General features: G+C 68.5%; 17 protein-coding genes, 1 tRNA gene and 1 riboswitch. Of the genes, 9 read left to right on the forward strand and 9 right to left on the reverse strand.

The window, feature by feature from the left end; genetic code table 11:
* Positions 1-6: 6 nt before the first annotated feature.
* The gene (locus tag AB0D18_RS03130) at positions 7-864 is read right to left on the reverse strand and encodes an ABC-2 family transporter protein (protein WP_362412159.1); all 858 of its coding nucleotides are present in this window, start codon (positions 862-864) and stop codon (positions 7-9) included.
* A gap of 250 nt (positions 865-1114) precedes the next feature.
* On the opposite strand from AB0D18_RS03130, the gene AB0D18_RS03135 reads away from it, so the two are divergent.
* Positions 1115-3619 (forward strand): transglycosylase domain-containing protein, encoded by a 2505-nt coding sequence (locus AB0D18_RS03135; RefSeq protein ID WP_362411754.1) that lies wholly within the window; start codon positions 1115-1117, stop codon positions 3617-3619.
* Between the two features lie 30 nt (positions 3620-3649).
* On the opposite strand, the gene AB0D18_RS03140 is transcribed toward AB0D18_RS03135, so the two are convergent.
* The 3 genes from AB0D18_RS03140 to AB0D18_RS03150 form a co-directional block, all read right to left on the reverse strand.
* Positions 3650-3970 (reverse strand): multidrug efflux SMR transporter, encoded by a 321-nt coding sequence (locus tag AB0D18_RS03140; protein WP_362411757.1) that lies wholly within the window; start codon positions 3968-3970, stop codon positions 3650-3652.
* A 36-nt stretch (positions 3971-4006) separates the two neighbouring features.
* Positions 4007-4085: riboswitch (guanidine-III (ykkC-III) riboswitch) on the reverse strand.
* A gap of 104 nt (positions 4086-4189) precedes the next feature.
* Positions 4190-4486 carry a co-chaperone GroES gene (locus AB0D18_RS03145; RefSeq protein WP_362412162.1) on the reverse strand — a complete coding sequence of 99 codons (297 nt, stop codon included), beginning with the start codon at positions 4484-4486 and terminating at the stop codon, positions 4190-4192.
* Between the two features lie 98 nt (positions 4487-4584).
* Positions 4585-4905, reverse strand: coding sequence for a DUF3618 domain-containing protein (locus tag AB0D18_RS03150; protein ID WP_362411760.1), 321 nt, complete (start codon positions 4903-4905; stop codon positions 4585-4587).
* A gap of 129 nt (positions 4906-5034) precedes the next feature.
* Between AB0D18_RS03150 and bcp the strand changes: the two genes are divergently transcribed.
* The 5 genes from bcp (at position 5035) to AB0D18_RS03175 (ending at position 8723) form a co-directional block, all read left to right on the forward strand.
* Positions 5035-5502 (forward strand): thioredoxin-dependent thiol peroxidase, encoded by a 468-nt coding sequence (gene bcp / locus AB0D18_RS03155; RefSeq protein WP_362411762.1) that lies wholly within the window; start codon positions 5035-5037, stop codon positions 5500-5502.
* Between the two features lie 103 nt (positions 5503-5605).
* On the forward strand, positions 5606-7102 hold the full coding sequence (gene proP, locus AB0D18_RS03160) for a glycine betaine/L-proline transporter ProP (RefSeq protein WP_362412165.1): 1497 nt from the start codon (positions 5606-5608) through the stop codon (positions 7100-7102).
* Between the two features lie 142 nt (positions 7103-7244).
* Entirely contained in the window at positions 7245-7604 is a 360-nt protein-coding gene (locus AB0D18_RS03165) for a hypothetical protein (protein ID WP_362411765.1), read from the forward strand.
* A complete protein-coding gene (locus AB0D18_RS03170; protein ID WP_362411768.1) occupies positions 7597-8592 on the forward strand; it encodes an HNH endonuclease in 996 nt (331 codons plus the stop codon). Before AB0D18_RS03165 ends, AB0D18_RS03170 begins: the two co-directional genes overlap by 8 nt.
* A 47-nt stretch (positions 8593-8639) precedes the next feature.
* Positions 8640-8723, forward strand: a tRNA-Leu gene (locus AB0D18_RS03175).
* 58 nt (positions 8724-8781) lie between these two features.
* Here the strand turns inward: AB0D18_RS03175 and rdgB are convergent.
* The 4 genes from rdgB to AB0D18_RS03195 form a co-directional block, all read right to left on the reverse strand.
* On the reverse strand, positions 8782-9387 hold the full coding sequence (gene rdgB, locus AB0D18_RS03180; RefSeq protein WP_362411771.1) for an RdgB/HAM1 family non-canonical purine NTP pyrophosphatase: 606 nt from the start codon (positions 9385-9387) through the stop codon (positions 8782-8784).
* A 22-nt stretch (positions 9388-9409) separates the two neighbouring features.
* Positions 9410-9796 carry a hypothetical protein gene (locus AB0D18_RS03185; RefSeq protein WP_362411774.1) on the reverse strand — a complete coding sequence of 129 codons (387 nt, stop codon included), beginning with the start codon at positions 9794-9796 and terminating at the stop codon, positions 9410-9412.
* A 79-nt stretch (positions 9797-9875) separates the two neighbouring features.
* Complete coding sequence (gene rph / locus AB0D18_RS03190; protein WP_362411776.1) at positions 9876-10622, reverse strand: ribonuclease PH; 747 nt, start codon at positions 10620-10622, stop codon at positions 9876-9878.
* Positions 10623-10751: 129 nt separating this feature from the next.
* A complete protein-coding gene (locus AB0D18_RS03195; RefSeq protein ID WP_362411779.1) occupies positions 10752-10985 on the reverse strand; it encodes a PTS glucose/sucrose transporter subunit IIB in 234 nt (77 codons plus the stop codon).
* Between the two features lie 233 nt (positions 10986-11218).
* On the opposite strand from AB0D18_RS03195, the gene AB0D18_RS03200 reads away from it, so the two are divergent.
* A complete protein-coding gene (locus AB0D18_RS03200; RefSeq protein WP_362411782.1) occupies positions 11219-12514 on the forward strand; it encodes a PTS transporter subunit EIIC in 1296 nt (431 codons plus the stop codon).
* A gap of 384 nt (positions 12515-12898) precedes the next feature.
* A complete protein-coding gene (locus tag AB0D18_RS03205; RefSeq protein ID WP_362411785.1) occupies positions 12899-14182 on the forward strand; it encodes a PTS transporter subunit EIIC in 1284 nt (427 codons plus the stop codon).
* Between the two features lie 133 nt (positions 14183-14315).
* Here the strand turns inward: AB0D18_RS03205 and AB0D18_RS03210 are convergent, their stop codons facing one another.
* Complete coding sequence (locus tag AB0D18_RS03210) at positions 14316-15068, reverse strand: MBL fold metallo-hydrolase (protein ID WP_362411788.1); 753 nt, start codon at positions 15066-15068, stop codon at positions 14316-14318.
* Positions 15069-15641: 573 nt separating this feature from the next.
* Here AB0D18_RS03210 and AB0D18_RS03215 point away from each other — a divergent pair.
* Positions 15642-16133 carry a type II toxin-antitoxin system PemK/MazF family toxin gene (locus tag AB0D18_RS03215; protein WP_362411791.1) on the forward strand — a complete coding sequence of 164 codons (492 nt, stop codon included), beginning with the start codon at positions 15642-15644 and terminating at the stop codon, positions 16131-16133.
* Positions 16134-16328: the final 195 nt, after the last annotated feature.

A 16328-nucleotide genomic window follows, 5' to 3' on the forward strand; every position in this document is an offset into this window, starting at 1 on the left:
CCCCCCTCAGCCACCCTGCACCACCACCCGCCGCGTAGCCGCCCCCTGCAACAGCCTCCCGCACACCAACAGCGCGACCGCCCAGCCCGCTTGGAAGGCGTACGCACCCGCCAGGTCCCAGCCCGTCCGCTTGCCCAGGTACACGTCCGCAGGCACCTGGAGCAGCGAGGACCACGGCAGTGCCCGCGCCACCTCGCCGAGCACCCCGGGGAAGAGGGTGAGCGGCAGCAGCATCCCGGAGAAGAACATTCCGGCCAGCCAGGAGAGCTGCGCCACCCCCGCCCCGTCCATCAGCCAGAACGCACTCAGCGCCACCAGGTACCGCAGCGCGAAGCTCACCACCAGCGCGAGCACCACCGACCCGAGGAACGCCACCCACACCCCTCCCGACGGCGGCAGCGCCACCTCGAAGGCGAGCGCCCCGGCCACCATCGGGATCACCCCGCGGCCCAGGAGTTGAAACACGCCGCGCCCCAAGTCGCTTGCCAGCCACCAGAGTTGGAGGTCGGCGGGGCGGTAGAGGTCGGTCGCGATCGCACCCGTGCGGATGCGTTCCATCAGGTCGTTCTCGAAGCCGCCGCCCATCAACGAGGCGGCGGCCAGCAGGGCCTGGCCCAGCCACACGTACGCGAGAGCCTGCGGCAGCTCGTACCCGCCGAGGCCCGGACGCTCGCCCCACAGCGCGGTGTAGGCGTACGCGAGGATGAACCCGAAGACGGTGTTGGTGAACACTCCCGCCACCGTGGCCGCCCGGTACGTCGCGTACCTGCGGAAGCCGCCGGCCGCCACCAGCGCGTACAACCGCCAGCGCACCCGCCCCTCCCGCACTCGCCTCTCCCGCAACTGCCCTTCCCGCACCCGCATCTGCCGCACCCGCACCTCCCCCACCCCCTCACTCGTTGTGCCACTTGGCCCGCCGCCCGCTTCCGGCACCAAAGCGCACGACCCTAGCCCAACGGGGTCACCGTCCGCGAGTGATTACTCGCCGAGTGCGAGGACGAATACGAATCGCGGTAATGCACGGTGTTTTATGGAGGCGCAAGCGAATCGCCCGATACGACACTGTTATGCCGGAGTGTGAACCTCTGGCCGCGCCCGAGGAGTCTTCACAGGCATGAGTGACGAGCCACAGCAGCCGCCGGGCTGGGCCCCCCGGGACCCCTCCGTCCCGGGCCCGGACTCCGCCTCGAACCCCGACGCCTCGGGCCCCAACGCCTCGAACCCCGACGCCTCGGACCCCGACGGCGGGCAGGCGGCCTCAGGGAGCGGCAAGAAGGGCAAGAAGCCCAAGCGCCCCAAGCGCAAGGGCTGGCGCCGGCTGATCCCCACCTGGCGCATGCTGCTCACCACGTTCCTGCTGGTCGCACTCCTGCTCTGCGGCGCCTTCGTGGCCGGCTACACCATGGTCAAGATCCCCAGGGCGAACGACACCGCGACCGCGCAGTCCAACGTCTACCTGTACGCCGACGGCACCCCGCTCGCCCGCGACGGCGAGGTCAACCGGGAGAACGTCAAACTCGCCCAAATCCCCAAGGCCGTCCAGCACTCCGTGCTCGCCGCCGAGGACCGCGGCTTCTACAGCGAGCCCGCCGTCGACCCGCAGGCCATGGTCCGCGCCGCCTGGAACACCCTCACCGGCAAGGGCAAGCAGTCCGGTTCGACGATCACCCAGCAGTACGTGAAGAACTACTACCTGGCGCAGGAGCAGACCGTCACCCGCAAGGTGAAGGAGTTCTTCATCGCGATCAAGCTCAACCGGGAGGAGTCCAAGGACTCGATCCTGGAGGGCTATCTCAACACCAGCTACTTCGGCCGCAACGCGTACGGCATCCAGGCCGCGGCCCAGGCCTACTACGGCAAGGACGTCGAGGACCTCGGCGCCCCCGAGGGCGCCTACCTCGCCTCGCTGCTGAACGCCCCCAACGCGTACGACGTCGCCACCCACCCCGAGAACCGCGGCAAGGCACTCGGCCGCTGGAACTACGTCCTGGACGGCATGGTCAAGGAGGGCTGGCTCACGCAGCCGGCCCGGACGAAGATCAAGTTCCCGCAGCCGCAGCAGGCCAGGCCCGCCGCCGGGCTCTCCGGACAGCGCGGCTACATCGTGCAGGCCGTCGAGGACTACCTCACCGACAACAAGGTCATCGACGAGGAGACCCTCAACACCGGCGGCTACCGCATCACCACCACCCTGGACAAGCCCCGCCAGGACGCCTTCGTGAAGTCCGTCGAGGACAACGTCATGAAGAAGGCCGACGCCAAGAAGCGCAAGGCCGACCGCAACGTACGCGTCGGCGGCGCCTCCATCGACCCGGCCACCGGCAAGGTCGTCGCCATGTACGGTGGCATCGACTACACCAAGCAGTACGTCTCCAACGCGACCCGCCGCGACTTCCAGGTCGGCTCCACCTTCAAGCCGTTCGTCTTCACCGCGGCCGTCGAGAACGGCTCGACCACCCAGTCCGGCGTCCCGATCACCCCCAACACCACGTACGACGGCACCAACAAGCGGGCCGTCGTGGGCAGTTCCATCCCGTTCGCCCCGGAGAACGAGGACGACCGCTCCTACGGGCAGATCACCGTCCGCACCGCGACCGACAAGTCCGTCAACGCCGTCTACGCACAGATGGCCGTCGACGTCGGCCCCGCGAAGGTCAAGGACACCGCGGTGACCCTCGGCCTCCCCGAGACGACGCCCGAGCTGAACGCCTACCCCTCGATCTCGCTCGGCGTCGCCACCGCGAGCGTCCTCGACATGACCGAGGCGTACGCGACCCTCGCCAACCACGGCAAGCGCGGCACGTACTCGATCGTCGAGAAGATCTCCAAGAACGGCACCGACCTCCCCCTCCCCAAGCAGGAGGTCAAGCAGGTCGTCTCGCGCGCCGCAGCCGACACCACCACCTCAATCCTGCAGAGCGTCGTCGACGGCGGTACGGGCGCGGCCGCCAAGGCGGCGGGCCGTCCCGCCGCAGGCAAGACCGGCACCGCGGAGGAGGACAAGGCGGCCTGGTTCGCGGGCTACACCCCGGACCTGGCGACGGTCGTCGCCGTGATGGGCGCCGACCCCGACACCGCCGTCCAGACCCCGCTGTACGGGGCGCTGGGCCAGCAGCGCGTCAACGGCGGCGGCGCCCCCGCCGAGACCTGGGCGCAGTACACGGCCGCCGCCCTGAAGGGCAAGGAGGCCAAGGACTTCGAGCTGGAGCTGGAGGAGGGCGCCGAGGCCCCGGTCGTACCCCCGCCCACCCAGCAGCAGCCCGTCCGGCCCACGCCAGGCGACACCGCGGGCCAGGACCCCGGCGCCGACACCGGCGGTGCCACCACGGACGGCGGCCGGCAGCAGGGCGGCCAGACCGGCACCGGAGGCGCGGCCACCGGCGGCAACACCACGGGCGGCGACCAGACCGGCGGCGCCACCGGAGCAGCGGCCACCGGCGGCGGCGACACCGGCGGTGCGACCGACGGCGGGATCATCGGAGGAACCGCGGACGGCGGCGACGACACCGGCGGCACCACCAACCCGGTCGGCGGCCTGATCGGCGGCGGAAACGGGGGCGGTGACGACGGCGACGACACGGCCGGCAACGGCGCCGCCCGCCGCCCGGGAGGAAACTGAAACGGGCAGCCCGGCCGGCCCAACTACCTTCTAATGACCGGAAGTTGCCTTCAGCCCCACCACGGCGACCAGCAGCAGACACACGAAGAAGATCCGTGCGGCGGTGACCGGCTCGTTCAGCGCGACCATGCCGACCACCGCCGCACCCGCCGCCCCGATACCGACCCACACGCCGTACGCCGTACCGATCGGCAGCGTCTTGGCGGCCTGCGAGAGCAGCAGCATGCTGACGACGATCCCGGCACCGGTGAACACGCTCGGCCACAGCCGGGTGAACCCCTCGGTGAACTTCATCCCGATCGACCAGCCGACTTCGAGCAGACCGGCGACGACCAACAGAACCCATGCCATGACGGCACCTCCGGAACGAGAAACGCGAACTCACGGGGTGCGTCGTCTTTGCAGTACAGCTCTGCCCGGTACGGCGCGTCTCGTCGGGGTCCCCCCACGGTAGCAAAGGGCAAGCAGAAGGGCCCGGTGACGATGGTCACCGGGCCCTCTCACGTACAGCTCGCAACAAACAGCTCTCTACAAACAGCCCGCCACAAACAGCTCTCTACAAACAGCTCTCTACAAATACAAGCCGGTCGAATCCTCGGACACCCGCTCCGACGCCACCGCGTGCAGATCCCGCTCCCGCATCAGTACGTAGGCGGTGCCGCGCACCTCGACCTCGGCGCGGTCCTCAGGGTCGTACAGCACCCGATCGCCGGGCACCACAGTCCGTACGTTCTGCCCGACGGCTACCACCTCGGCCCAGGCGAGCCGCTTGCCGACGGCAGCCGTGGCCGGAATCAGGATGCCGCCGCCCGAACGGCGCTCGCCCTCGGGCGAGTCGGACTTGACCAGCACCCGGTCGTGCAGCATCCGGATCGGCAGCTTGTCGTCGTGGTCGCTCTGGGGGTGGGTCTTCTCGCTCACGCCACGAAACCTACCTGCCCCGGCCACCGCCGTCCGGACGCGGGTCAGCCCTTGCGGCGCCGCGTGGAGACGACCAGCAGCCCCACGACCGCCACCGCGACCACGGCCACCGGCACCAGCCGGTCGAGCCGGGGCGCACCCTCGTCGTCCACGAACTGCGCCCGTACGTCCGTGACCTTGCGGTTGATCGCCACGAACGCCCGCCCGGCCTTCTCGTCGACAGTCGACCTCACGTGGGCCTTCGCGTCGCCCACGATGGTCCTGGGGTGCAGCCGTACACCGATCTCGTCGAGCGTCACAGCGAGCTCGTCGCGCCTGCGGACGATGTCCGCCTCGATCTGCGCAGGGGTCCTGGCTTCCGACACTGCGCCGCCTCCGTGGTCCGGTCCGGTATTCCGTCATGAGCAGTCTGTCAGCTCCCACGCACTCACACCCATCGGCACCCCCATTACGCTCAAGCCATCACCCGGCCCCTACCCCACCTGGGAGTCCCCATGAGCGAGCGCCTCGTCCCCGGCGACACCGCCCCCGCCTTCACCCTCCCCGACGCCGACGGCAACGACGTCTCCCTCGCCTCCCACAAGGGCCGCAAGGTCATCGTCTACTTCTACCCGGCCGCCCTGACCCCCGGCTGCACGAAGCAGGCCTGCGACTTCACCGACAACCTGGACGTCCTCGCGGCCGCCGGCTACGACGTCATCGGCGTCTCCCCGGACAAGCCGGAGAAGCTCGCGAAGTTCCGCGAGAAGGAGTCCCTGAAGGTCACCCTGGTCGGCGACCCCGACAAGTCGGTCCTGACGTCCTACGGCGCCTTCGGCGAGAAGAAGCTCTACGGCAAGACGGTGACCGGCGTGATCCGCTCCACGATCGTGGTCGACGAGGACGGCAAGGTCGAGCACGCCTTCTACAACGTCAAGGCGACCGGCCACGTAGCCAAGATCATCAAGGACCTGAAGATCTAAAAATCTGTGACGGAAGTCCCAGATATCTGGGACTTCCGTTTGCAACGGTCACGACTGTGCAGAAGAAACCCTTGGATACATGTCCGAGGAAAGGAACCTGCACATGACGCCGACCGCCCCCGAGAGGGCCGAGGACCCCGAGGCGGTAAAGCGTCACCGCGTCCTCTTCCGGGCCCTGAACCGCCGCAAGAACCCGCCCCTGCGCCGGTCCGACATCACCATCACCGACGAAGCGGCCGTGAAGAGAGCCGTGAAGGCCGCCTCCCTCGGCAATGCCATGGAGTGGTTCGACTTCGGCATCTACAGCTACCTGGCGGTCACCCTCGGCCATGTCTTCTTCCCTTCCGGGAACGACACGGCCCAGCTCCTGTCCTCCTTCGCGACCTTCGCCGTGGCCTTCCTGGTCCGCCCCCTGGGCGGCATGTTCTTCGGCCCGATGGGCGACAAGATCGGCCGCAAGAAGGTCCTCGCCCTGACGATGATCCTGATGTCGATCGGCACCCTCGCCATCGGCCTGATCCCGTCCTGGGACTCCATCGGCATCTGGGCCCCGGTCCTCCTCATCCTCTTCCGGATGCTCCAGGGCTTCTCCACCGGTGGTGAATACGGCGGCGCGTCCACCTTCATCGCCGAGTACGCCCCCGACAAGCGCCGGGGCTACTTCGGCAGCTTCCTCGAATTCGGCACCCTGGCGGGGTACGTCGGCGCGGCCGGTCTGGTCACCGCACTGACCGCGATCCTGGGCAACGACGCCATGCGCGAATGGGGCTGGCGCCTGCCCTTCCTGGTCGCCGCACCGATGGGCCTCATCGGCCTCTACCTCCGTCTGAAGCTGGACGAGACCCCGGCCTTCCAGAAGCTGGAGTCCGAGAACGCACGCGCCTCCGAGGCCGCCGACGCCGTCGAGAAGACCACCAAGGGCGACCTCGGCCGCATCTTCCGCGACTACTGGCCGACCCTCATCCTCTGCATCTGCCTGGTCGGCGCGTACAACATCACCGACTACATGCTGCTCTCCTACATGCCCACCTACCTCTCCAAGGAGCTGGGCTACTCGGAGACCCACGGCCTGCTGATCCTCCTCGCCGTGATGGCCTTCCTGATGGTGATCATCAGCCAGATCGGCAAGCTGAGCGACCGCTTCGGCCGCAAGCCCCTGCTGATGACCGGCATGATCGGCTTCTTCGTCCTCTCCCTACCGGCCTTCCTCCTCCTCGGCCAGGGCAGCATCCCGGCAATCATCGCGGGCCTGCTGATGCTGGGCCTGTCCCTGGTCTGCCTCCTGGGCACGATGTCGGCCGCTCTCCCGGCCCTCTTCCCGACCTCGGTCCGCTACGGCTCCCTCTCCGTCGGCTACAACCTCTCGGCGTCGATCTTCGGCGGTACAACCCCGCTGGTCGTCACGGGCCTGATCGCCTGGACCGGCAACAACCTTATGCCCGCCTACTACTCGATGGCGGCGGCTCTGGTCGGCATCATCGCGGTGGCCTGCATGAAGGAGACCGCCCAGAAGCCCCTCGCCGGCTCGCCCCCATCGGTCGAGACGAAGGAAGAGGCGGCGGAACTGGTCGAGTCCCAGGCCCGCGAACCGAAGTTCTAGCCTCCGCTCGGTCCCGTATCCGGAATGCCGTGCACCAGTTCAACTGGGGCACGGCATTCCGCATTTCGGACGTGACCATCCGATAAACGGCTCGTTTCTCCGTACGAGGCTGCGAACGCGCGGCCGGGACGAGGAGGCGAGCATGGCGGTTCGGTACACGCCCGAGATGCTGGAACGGGCGGCACGCGAGGCGAAGAGCTGGGACGAGGCGGTCCGGCTGTGCGGGGGGATAGCCACGGCGGGGAGCAGGCGGTATCTGCGGGCGAAGATGCGGGACGCGGGCATCGACGCGTCGCACATTCCGACCCGGTGGGTGCGGCACAGCGACGAGACGCTGCGGGGGTTGGTGGCCGTTTCGCCCAACGTGGCCGAAGTCATGCGACACCCCTACCGTCCACGGGAGCTATCGCACTTGTCCGGGGCCCTGCTCCCAGACCGCGCCACCCATGCGGAAGCTCTCATGACGCACCTCATCCGCTCCAAGGGGGTGTGCCGTGACTGATTTCTACGCGCCGGACGTGTTGGCCCGCTCTGTTGCCGAGGCCAAGAACTGGAATGACCTCATGCGGCGGCTCGGGCTCAAGACAACCGGCGGCAGACGACGTGTGCTTCAGGCGAAGGTCGCCGAGTACGGAATCGACACAGGTCACTTCCAGCAAGAACGGCAGCGCAAATACACCGACGAAGCGATAGCCGTCGCAGTCAGATGCTGCACAACGCTCCGCGAAGTCGCCGTCCAACTCGGTGCAGTCCCCGCTACCGGCACGCTGTCGCATCTCAGCCATCGGATCACGGCAGCAGGGATCGACGTCGCTCACTTCCAAGGCAGCGGACGAGCCGTGACGGAGCTGCCGTTCACGACGGAGGAGCTTCGAGCTGCCGCTACGCAGACCGACAGCGTACGTGGAGTCGCGCGGGCGCTGGGGATACCCGACGACGGCCGCACCCGGGCCGCGTTGGGAGCCTTGCTCCGCCGCCGGAACGTAGACATGTCCCACTTCCGCAACGCGCGACGAGAAGTCCTTGAGCACGCCCTGCGGGCTGTCGTTCCGACGGCCACCAGCTTCGCAGACGTGATGCGCGCACTCGACCTTGAGGTCAACGACACCAATCACCGGCGAATACAGCGCAAAGCACTCCAACTCGATCTCGATACCAGCCACTTCACCCGCCGCGCCCGCCGCGTGACCAAGGTGCACGAACCCCGGCGTACCGCTCACAGGGTCCTCGTGGTGCGGGAGGAGGGGTCACCACGCGTGAACCGAGCTCAGCTCCACCGCGCCTTGCAGGAGATCGGCGTCCCGTACTGCTGCACCGTCTGTGACAACCCTGGAGAGTGGCGTGGGCAAGTCATCACGCTCCAGATCGACCACATCGACGGCAACTGGCTCGACAATCGCCCCGAGAACCTTCGCTATCTGTGCCCGAATTGCCACGCCCTGACGGAGACGTGGTGCCGCAAGCGCAAGAAGCACCCGACCACTTCATAACCCGCACCGCACACCCATCAGCTCCCCGGTACGATGTCTGTCGTCTGGCGGCGGTGGTGCAGTGGCGACACAGCGGAGTTAGGTTCCGTGGCCTGTGAAAAGGCTTGAGGGTTCGAATCCCTTCCGCCGCACAGCAACGGCCTGCGAATCGAAGGAATGATTCGCAGGCCGTTTTCGTACGCGAAGGCCTCAGCCCAACAGCTCCCGCAGCACCGGCACCAGCGCCCGAAACGCCTTCCCCCGGTGGGAGATCGCGTTCTTCTCGGTGGGAGACAGCTCCGCGCACGTCACCTCGTACCCCTCCGGCTGGAGGATCGGGTCGTAGCCGAAGCCGTTCGTGCCGGCGGGGGTGTCGCGCAGGGTGCCCGGCATCGTGCCGGAGACGACTCGTTCCGTGCCGTCCGGAAGGGCGAGCGCCGCCGCGCAGGCGAAGTGGGCGGCGCGGTGTTCGGGTCCGATGTCGGCGAGTTGGGCGAGGAGGAGGTTCAGGTTGGCCTTGTCGTCGCCGTGGGTGCCGGACCAGCGGGCGGAGAAGATTCCGGGGGCGCCGTGCAGGACGTCCACCGCGAGGCCGGAGTCGTCGGCGATGGCGGGGAGGCCGGTGGCCTTGGCCATGGCGTGGGCCTTGAGGAGGGCGTTTTCGGCGAAGGTGACGCCGGTTTCCTTGACGTCGGGGATGTCGGGGTAGGCGTCCGTGCCGACCAGGTCGTACCCGAGGTCCGCGTCCGCGAGGATCGTGCGGAGTTCGGTGATCTTGCCGGCGTTGCGGGTGGCGAGGATGAGGCGGGTCGTCATGCGTAACAAGTTACCGACCTCGTTACGGCGTGCAGACCTTGCCGATTTCGGCTGCGGCGTCCGTGACCGGCTTCAGGTCGGGGGTGGTGTCGCCGGAGTCCAGGGACTTGCGGACGTTGTCGACGCCGGTGCCGAGGTCCTTGACCGCCTTGGAGAGGTCGGCGTTGTCGGTCTTGTCGCCGAGGGTCTTGAGTTCCCGGTCGATGTCGTTCAGGGCCTGCTGGGACTGGAGGGGGTTGTCCGCTGCCGAGGAGATCGCCCGGGTGAGCTTGTCGACGCTCGCGGCGATGGTGGTTGCGGTGTTGGCGCAGTCCATGGCCTTGTCGAGGGCGCCGCAGCCCACGAGGGAAGTGGCGGCAAGTGCGGTGGCCGCGAGAGCAAGGGCGGTACGGCGTACGTACGACTGCATGGAGCGGGTCCTCCCCCGAGGAGCGAAACGGATGACGGATGGACGGGCGCACGGGGTTGAAGCCGTGCGCCCGTATCCGTCAGGACGCGTCGGGGGTCGCCACGGTTGCCAGGGCCCGGCTCTGGAGTGCGGAGAGGTCCGCGCAGCCGCCGGCGGCCAGGTCGAGCAGGGCGTTGAGTTCCTTGCGGTCGAAGGGCTCGGCCTCGGCGGTGCCCTGGACCTCGACGAAGCGGCCGTCGCCGGTGCAGACGACGTTCATGTCGGTGTCGGCGCGGACGTCCTCCTCGTAGCAGAGGTCGAGGAGGGGGACGCCGTCGACGATGCCCACGGAGACGGCGGAGACCGTGCCGGTGAGGGGCTCGCGGTTGGCCTTGATGAGCTTCTTGGACTTGCCCCAGGCGATGGCGTCGGCGAGGGCGACGTACGCGCCGGTGATGGCGGCGGTGCGGGTGCCGCCGTCGGCCTGGAGGACGTCGCAGTCCAGGACGATGGTGTTCTCGCCGAGGGCCTTGTAGTCGATGACGGCTCGGAGGGAGCGGCCGATGAGGCGGGAGATTTCGTGGGTGCGGCCGCCGATCTTGCCCCGTACGGACTCGCGGTCGCCGCGGGTGTTGGTGGCCCGCGGGAGCATCGAGTACTCGCCGGTGACCCAGCCTTCGCCGCTGCCCTTGCGCCAGCGCGGGACGCCTTCGGTGAAAGAGGCGGTGCAGAAGACCTTCGTGTCGCCGAAGGAGACGAGGACGGAGCCCTCGGCGTGCTTGCTCCATCCGCGTTCGATGGTGACCGGGCGGAGCTGTTCGGGGGTGCGGCCGTCGATTCGAGACATGGGTCGAGCGTAGTCGGTGGGGGTGGGCGGTCCGGTCCGGAATGTGCGAAGGCCCTGTTCCGGTGGCTGGAACAGGGCCTTCGCGGATCGGGCCCGAGGGGGCCCGGGAGCACTCAGTGGCTCAGTGGCTCACATCATGTCTTCGATCTCGCCGGCGATCGGGTCGGCGTCGGTGCCGATGACGACCTGGACTGCGGTGCCCATCCTGACGACGCCGTGGGCGCCGGCGGCCTTCAGTGCGGCCTCGTCGACGAGGTCGGGGTTGACGACCTCGGTGCGCAGGCGCGTGATGCAGCCCTCGACCTCTTCGATGTTGTCGAGCCCGCCGAGCCCGGCGACGATCTTCTCAGCCTTGGTGGCCATGTGTTTCTCCCTGAATGGTCAAAGGTCGCTGCATCACGCTGCGTCGGCCCAGCGTTGGCCGCTTTGTCACGTTAACCCACCGTTGGCCCAACTTCTCGGGCGCACAGGGTTGTCGTGGCGAAGGATGACGATCACCGGTGGTGCGTGATCAGTCGTACCCCGGGACCGTATCGCAACTGGTCTACACCAGTGTGCAGCACCCGTGAGGGACGGCTTGTTCCGGGAGGACTTCCATGAGTGTGCAGAGCGCGGCGGCGCCGTCGCCGAAGTGGTGGAACGGCCTCTTCCAGGGGCTGCAGAAGATGGGGCGCAGCCTTCAGCTGCCGATCGCGGTCCTCCCCGCTGCGGGCATTCTGACCCGGCTGGGCCAGCCGGACGTCTTCGGCAAGGACGGGCTCGGCTGGAACAACGTCGCCAAGGTGATCGCGGGGGCCGGCGGGGCGCTGCTGGACGCGAACATCGGGCTGCCGCTGCTGTTCTGCGTGGGTGTCGCGATCGGCATGGCCAAGAAGGCGGACGGTTCGACGGCACTCGCCGCGGTGGCGGGGTTCCTCGTCTACTACAACGTGCTGCGCCAGTTCCCCCAGGACTGCGCGGGCGGCGCGAAGCCGGTGGCCACGGGGTGCCAGGCGGCGGACGGTGCCGTCACTGCTTTCACCTACCAGAATCCGGGTGTGTTCGGCGGCATCGTGATGGGGCTGCTGGCCGCGTACTTCTGGCAGAAGTACCACCGCACCAAGCTGGTCGACTGGCTGGGATTCTTCAACGGCCGACGGCTGGTGCCGATCATCATGTCGTTCGTGGCGATCGCCTTCGCCGCGCTGTGCCTGTGGGTGTGGCCGCCGGTGGGCAACGCGCTGGAGAGCTTCAGCGACTGGATGATCGGGCTCGGCGCGATCGGCGCGGGCATCTTCGGCATCGCCAACCGCGGTCTGCTGGTGATCGGGCTGCACCAGTTCCTGAACGTGCCCATCTGGTTCCAGTTCGGCAGCTACACGAAGCCGGACGGCTCCGTGGTGCACGGTGACATCAACCGCTTCCTGGCGGGCGACCCGACGGCGGGGCAGTTCACCACCGGCTTCTTCCCGATCATGATGTTCGCGCTGCCGGCCGCGGCGCTCGCCATCACTCACTGCGCCAAGCCGCACCGCCGCAAGGTGGTCGGCGGTCTGATGCTCTCGGTGGGTCTGACGTCCTTCGTCACCGGCATCACGGAACCGCTGGAGTACTCGTTCCTGTTCATCGCGCCGCTGCTGTACGCGATGCACGCCGTGCTCACGGGTGTCTCGATGGCGGTGACGTGGGGGCTCGGCGTCAAGGACGGCTTCACCTTCTCGGCCGGTCTGATCGACTACGTCATCAACTGGAACCTGGCGACGAAGCCCTGGTTGATCATCCCGATCGGGCTGTGCTTCGCGGTGGTGTACTACGCGCTGTTCCGGTTCGCGATTCTCAAGTTCGACCTGCAGACCCCGGGGCGTGAGCCGGAGGAGCTGGAGGAGGAGATCGAGCAGGCGAACGTGAAGTAGCCGGCTCCAGGCGGCTGACACGCCACAGGTAGCCGGCAGACGGCAGGAAGCCGACACAAGCAGGCAGTCGGCGCACGGCGCACGGTAGGCAGTCGGCGCACGGCAAGTAGCTGCATTTGACAACGGGTTAGGGGCTTTTGCCCTCCCCCGCAGGCCCTCGGACCCACTCGGTCCGAGGGCCTTTGTCTGTTCCGTACGGATGTGTCCCGGACCACCGGAATCGAGGGTTCCTTATCTCGCCCTCACCGTGTTACAACTGGTCTACACCACTGAGTGGTGTAGACCACGCGAGCCCGACCGATTCGGCCGTGTGAACCCCCGGAGACGCCGCCGTCCCCCTCTTTTCCATGTCCCTGGCGGCGCCTTGCCCCCATGGAGGATCAGATGTCCAAGGCCAGCGCCGCCGCACCCGCGGCCGACAAGAAGAAGAAGGGCGCGGGCGCGATGGCTGTCATGCAGCGCATCGGCCGCAGCCTGATGCTGCCGGTCGCCGTGCTGCCCGCCGGAGCGCTGCTCATCCGCCTCGGCCAGAAGGACATGCTGGGCACGGAGAGCTTCCCGACCTTCATCACCAAGATCGCCTCGTTCATGGAGGCCGGTGGCAGCGCGATCATCGACAACATGGCGATCCTCTTCGCCGTCGGTATCGCGATCGGCTTCGCGAAGAAGTCGGACGGCTCGACCGCCCTGGCCGCCGTGACCGGTTACCTGGTCTTCCAGAAGGTGCTCGCCACCTTCACCGACAGCAACCTGCCGAAGGTCGCCAAGGTCGTCGACGGCAAGATCGCCATGACGGACGCCCCCGTCAACGCCGGTGTGCTCGGCGGTGTCGTCATGGGCATCATCGTCGCCCTGCTCTACCAGAAGTTCTACCGGACCAAGCTGCCCGACTGGGCGGGCTTCTTCGGCGGCCGCCGGCTGGTCCCGATCCTCTCCGCCTTCGCGGGTCTGTTCGTCGGCGTCATCTTCGGCTACATCTGGCCGGTCCTCGGTGCGGGTCTGCACAACTTCGGTGAGTGGCTGGTCGGCTCCGGCGCGGTCGGCGCGGGCATCTTCGGTGTCGCCAACCGTGCGCTGATCCCGGTCGGCATGCACCACCTGCTGAACTCCTTCCCGTGGTTCCAGGCGGGTTCGTTCCAGGCCGACGGCGCCACCCACTCCGGCGACATCGCGCGCTTCCTGCACGGCGACCCGACCGCCGGCCAGTTCATGACCGGCTTCTTCCCGATCATGATGTTCGCCCTCCCGGCTGCCTGCCTGGCGATCGTCCACTGCGCCCGCCCCGAGCGTCGCAAGATCGTCGGCGGCATGATGTTCTCGCTGGCGCTGACCGCCTTCGTGACCGGTGTGACCGAGCCCATCGAGTTCACCTTCATGTTCCTGGCCCCGGCGCTGTACGCGATCCACGCGGTGCTGACCGGTGTCTCGATGGCCCTGACCTGGGCGCTCGGCATGAAGGACGGCTTCGGCTTCTCTGCCGGTCTGATCGACTACCTGCTGAACCTCGGCAAGGCGTCGAACCCGCTGGGCCTGGCGCTGGTCGGCCTCTGCTTCGCCGCCGTCTACTACGTGGTTTTCCGCTTCGCGATCACGAAGTTCAACATTCCCACGCCGGGCCGTGAGTCCGACGAGGAGCTGGCAGAGCTGCAGAAGGCCGAGGCCAAGTAGGGCTTCGCCGGTCTGCAGAGCTGCTGCGGAGCTTCTGCAGAGCTTGTGGGAAGGGCCCCGGAACCGTCTGGTTCCGGGGCCCTTCCGCGTATCCGCGTACGTATCCGCGTACGTACGCCTGATCTCCGTACGTCTAGATCTCGTAGACCGCGCCCCTGGCCGCCAGGCAGGCCGGGCCGCCGTACGTGTCGCGGGCGTCGCGCAGGTTGCGGGCGGCGTCCGTCCACGGCGGGACGTGGGTGAGGACGAGGCGGCCGGCGGCCGCGCGGGCGGCGTACTCGCCCGCTTCGCGGCCGTTGAGGTGCAGGTCCGGGATGTCCTCCTTGCCATGGAGGAACGATGCTTCGCAGAGGAAGAGATCGGCGCCTGCGGCGAGCTCGTGCAGGGCGTCGCAGGGGCCGGTGTCCCCGGAGTACGTGAGCGTGCGCCCGCCGTGTTCCAGGCGGATGCCGTACGTCTCGACGGGGTGGCGCATCTTCTCCGTACGGACGGTGAAGGGGCCGATCTCGAAGGTGCCGGGCTTCAGGGTGTGGAAGTCGAAGACCTTGCTCATCGAGTCGGGGGTGGGGGTGGCGCCGTGCGCCACGGTCAGGCGTTCCTCGGTGCCGTCGGGGCCGTAGACGGGGATCGAGGGGGCCATGCCGCCGTCGTGGCGGTAGTAGCGGGTGACGAAGTAGGCCGTCATGTCGATGAAGTGGTCGGCGTGCAGATGGCTGAGGAAGATCGCGTCCAGGTCGTACAGACCAATGTGGCGCTGCAGCTCGCCGAGGGCGCCGTTGCCCATGTCGAGGAGCAGCCGGAAGCCGTCGGCCTCTACGAGGTAGCTCGAACAAGGCGATTCCACGGACGGGAACGACCCCGAGCAGCCGACGACGGTGAGCTTCATGGAGCGGGAACCTCCGGGTGCGGGTGCGAGTGCGGGAACCGGTGCGGGGATTCGGGGGCGGGGAGGGGTGCGAGGAGGGCGGAATGCGCGCGGCGCGGGGCGGGGAGCGCGCGGATGGATCGAGCGTAAGTCGCGGCGGGGGTGCCCGCTCCTCGGTGGTGTGCCGTTGTGGGGGAACTCACCCGCGCTGTCACCGGTTCGGGGGGAGTGCGCGGGGGCGCGTGGGTGGGGGTGAACTGGGGGCGTGGAGGGGGGCGTTGGGATGGGGCGGAACGGGTGGGCACAGCGGGCCCCCTCCGCTGCCCAAGGAGACGAGGTGGCCAGCGGGGTAAGGGGCAGTCATTTAGGGGCGCGGGGCTGTGTTGATTTGCGGCTCCGCCGCGTGGGCGCGATCAGCCACGACGCACCCGCACGACGACCACCGCCCAGCCACACCGCACCCGCACGACGACCACCGCCCACCCCCACCGCGCCCGCACAACGCCCACCGCCCACCGCCCACCCCCACCGCACCCGCAAATGCCCCGCTCCCCAAGGAGGCGAGGGTGTGGGGGCGGCGGTAGCGTCGGGCGCATGGATACCTCGTGGTGGCTGGCGCTGCTCGGTGTGGTGGTGCTCGCGCTGGTCGCGGCGCTGACCGACGGGTGGGGGCGCGGCCAGCGGGCGAAGCGGCAGCGGCAGCGCCCCGGTGGGCGGACCCGGCCGCCGGGGCGGCCCACCGGCCCCCGCCGGAAGCCGGGCAGGCTGCCCGCGCGGACGCCGCGGGCCGGGGAGATCTGGTGGGCGGAGGTGCCTTACGAGGACGGGCCCGGGTCGAAGGACCGGCCGTGCCTGGTGCTGTCCGTACAGGGGGAGAACGCGCTCGTCGCGAAGATCACGAGCAAGTGGCAGCACGACCGGGCGGGAGTGATCGCGCTGCCGCCCGGGTCGGTGGGCGATGCGCAGGGGCGGCCGAGTTTCCTGGAGACGGACGAATTGCGGGATGTGGCGCTGTGGGACTTCCGGCGCCGGGTGGGGGTCGCCGACCCAACTGTTTGGGATCAGGTACGGCATTTGTCCCGCTGAGAATCGAGGCTGCCCGCACCCTTGTGCGAACTGTGGCGCAGCGGTTCGGAACGAACAGGGGCGGCGTAGCTCACACCGGGAGGCAGAAGGGGCCGTTGGGGCGCTAGCCTGACCGCTCTTGGGCTTTTTCCCATGATCACCACGTGCCCAGAGACCCGACAAGCACCTTTGCAGAACGTTCCCACTCCGTCCCCG

Source organism: Streptomyces sp. NPDC048442 (assembly GCF_040651475.1).
In the GTDB taxonomy this organism is placed as follows: Bacteria; Actinomycetota; Actinomycetes; order Streptomycetales; family Streptomycetaceae; genus Streptomyces.

Coding starts and splice junctions, on each gene's coding strand:
- AB0D18_RS03130 (WP_362412159.1), bottom strand. CDS start 864: ATGCGGGTGCGGGAAGGGCAGTTGCGGGAGAGGCGAGTGCGGGAGGGG.
- AB0D18_RS03135 (WP_362411754.1), top strand. CDS start 1,115: ATGAGTGACGAGCCACAGCAGCCGCCGGGCTGGGCCCCCCGGGACCCC.
- AB0D18_RS03140 (WP_362411757.1), bottom strand. CDS start 3,970: ATGGCATGGGTTCTGTTGGTCGTCGCCGGTCTGCTCGAAGTCGGCTGG.
- AB0D18_RS03145 (WP_362412162.1), bottom strand. CDS start 4,486: ATGCTGCACGACCGGGTGCTGGTCAAGTCCGACTCGCCCGAGGGCGAG.
- bcp (WP_362411762.1), top strand. CDS start 5,035: ATGAGCGAGCGCCTCGTCCCCGGCGACACCGCCCCCGCCTTCACCCTC.
- proP (WP_362412165.1), top strand. CDS start 5,606: ATGACGCCGACCGCCCCCGAGAGGGCCGAGGACCCCGAGGCGGTAAAG.
- AB0D18_RS03165 (WP_362411765.1), top strand. CDS start 7,245: ATGGCGGTTCGGTACACGCCCGAGATGCTGGAACGGGCGGCACGCGAG.
- rdgB (WP_362411771.1), bottom strand. CDS start 9,387: ATGACGACCCGCCTCATCCTCGCCACCCGCAACGCCGGCAAGATCACC.
- AB0D18_RS03185 (WP_362411774.1), bottom strand. CDS start 9,796: ATGCAGTCGTACGTACGCCGTACCGCCCTTGCTCTCGCGGCCACCGCA.
- rph (WP_362411776.1), bottom strand. CDS start 10,622: ATGTCTCGAATCGACGGCCGCACCCCCGAACAGCTCCGCCCGGTCACC.
- AB0D18_RS03195 (WP_362411779.1), bottom strand. CDS start 10,985: ATGGCCACCAAGGCTGAGAAGATCGTCGCCGGGCTCGGCGGGCTCGAC.
- AB0D18_RS03200 (WP_362411782.1), top strand. CDS start 11,219: ATGAGTGTGCAGAGCGCGGCGGCGCCGTCGCCGAAGTGGTGGAACGGC.
- AB0D18_RS03205 (WP_362411785.1), top strand. CDS start 12,899: ATGTCCAAGGCCAGCGCCGCCGCACCCGCGGCCGACAAGAAGAAGAAG.
- AB0D18_RS03210 (WP_362411788.1), bottom strand. CDS start 15,068: ATGAAGCTCACCGTCGTCGGCTGCTCGGGGTCGTTCCCGTCCGTGGAA.
- AB0D18_RS03215 (WP_362411791.1), top strand. CDS start 15,642: ATGGATACCTCGTGGTGGCTGGCGCTGCTCGGTGTGGTGGTGCTCGCG.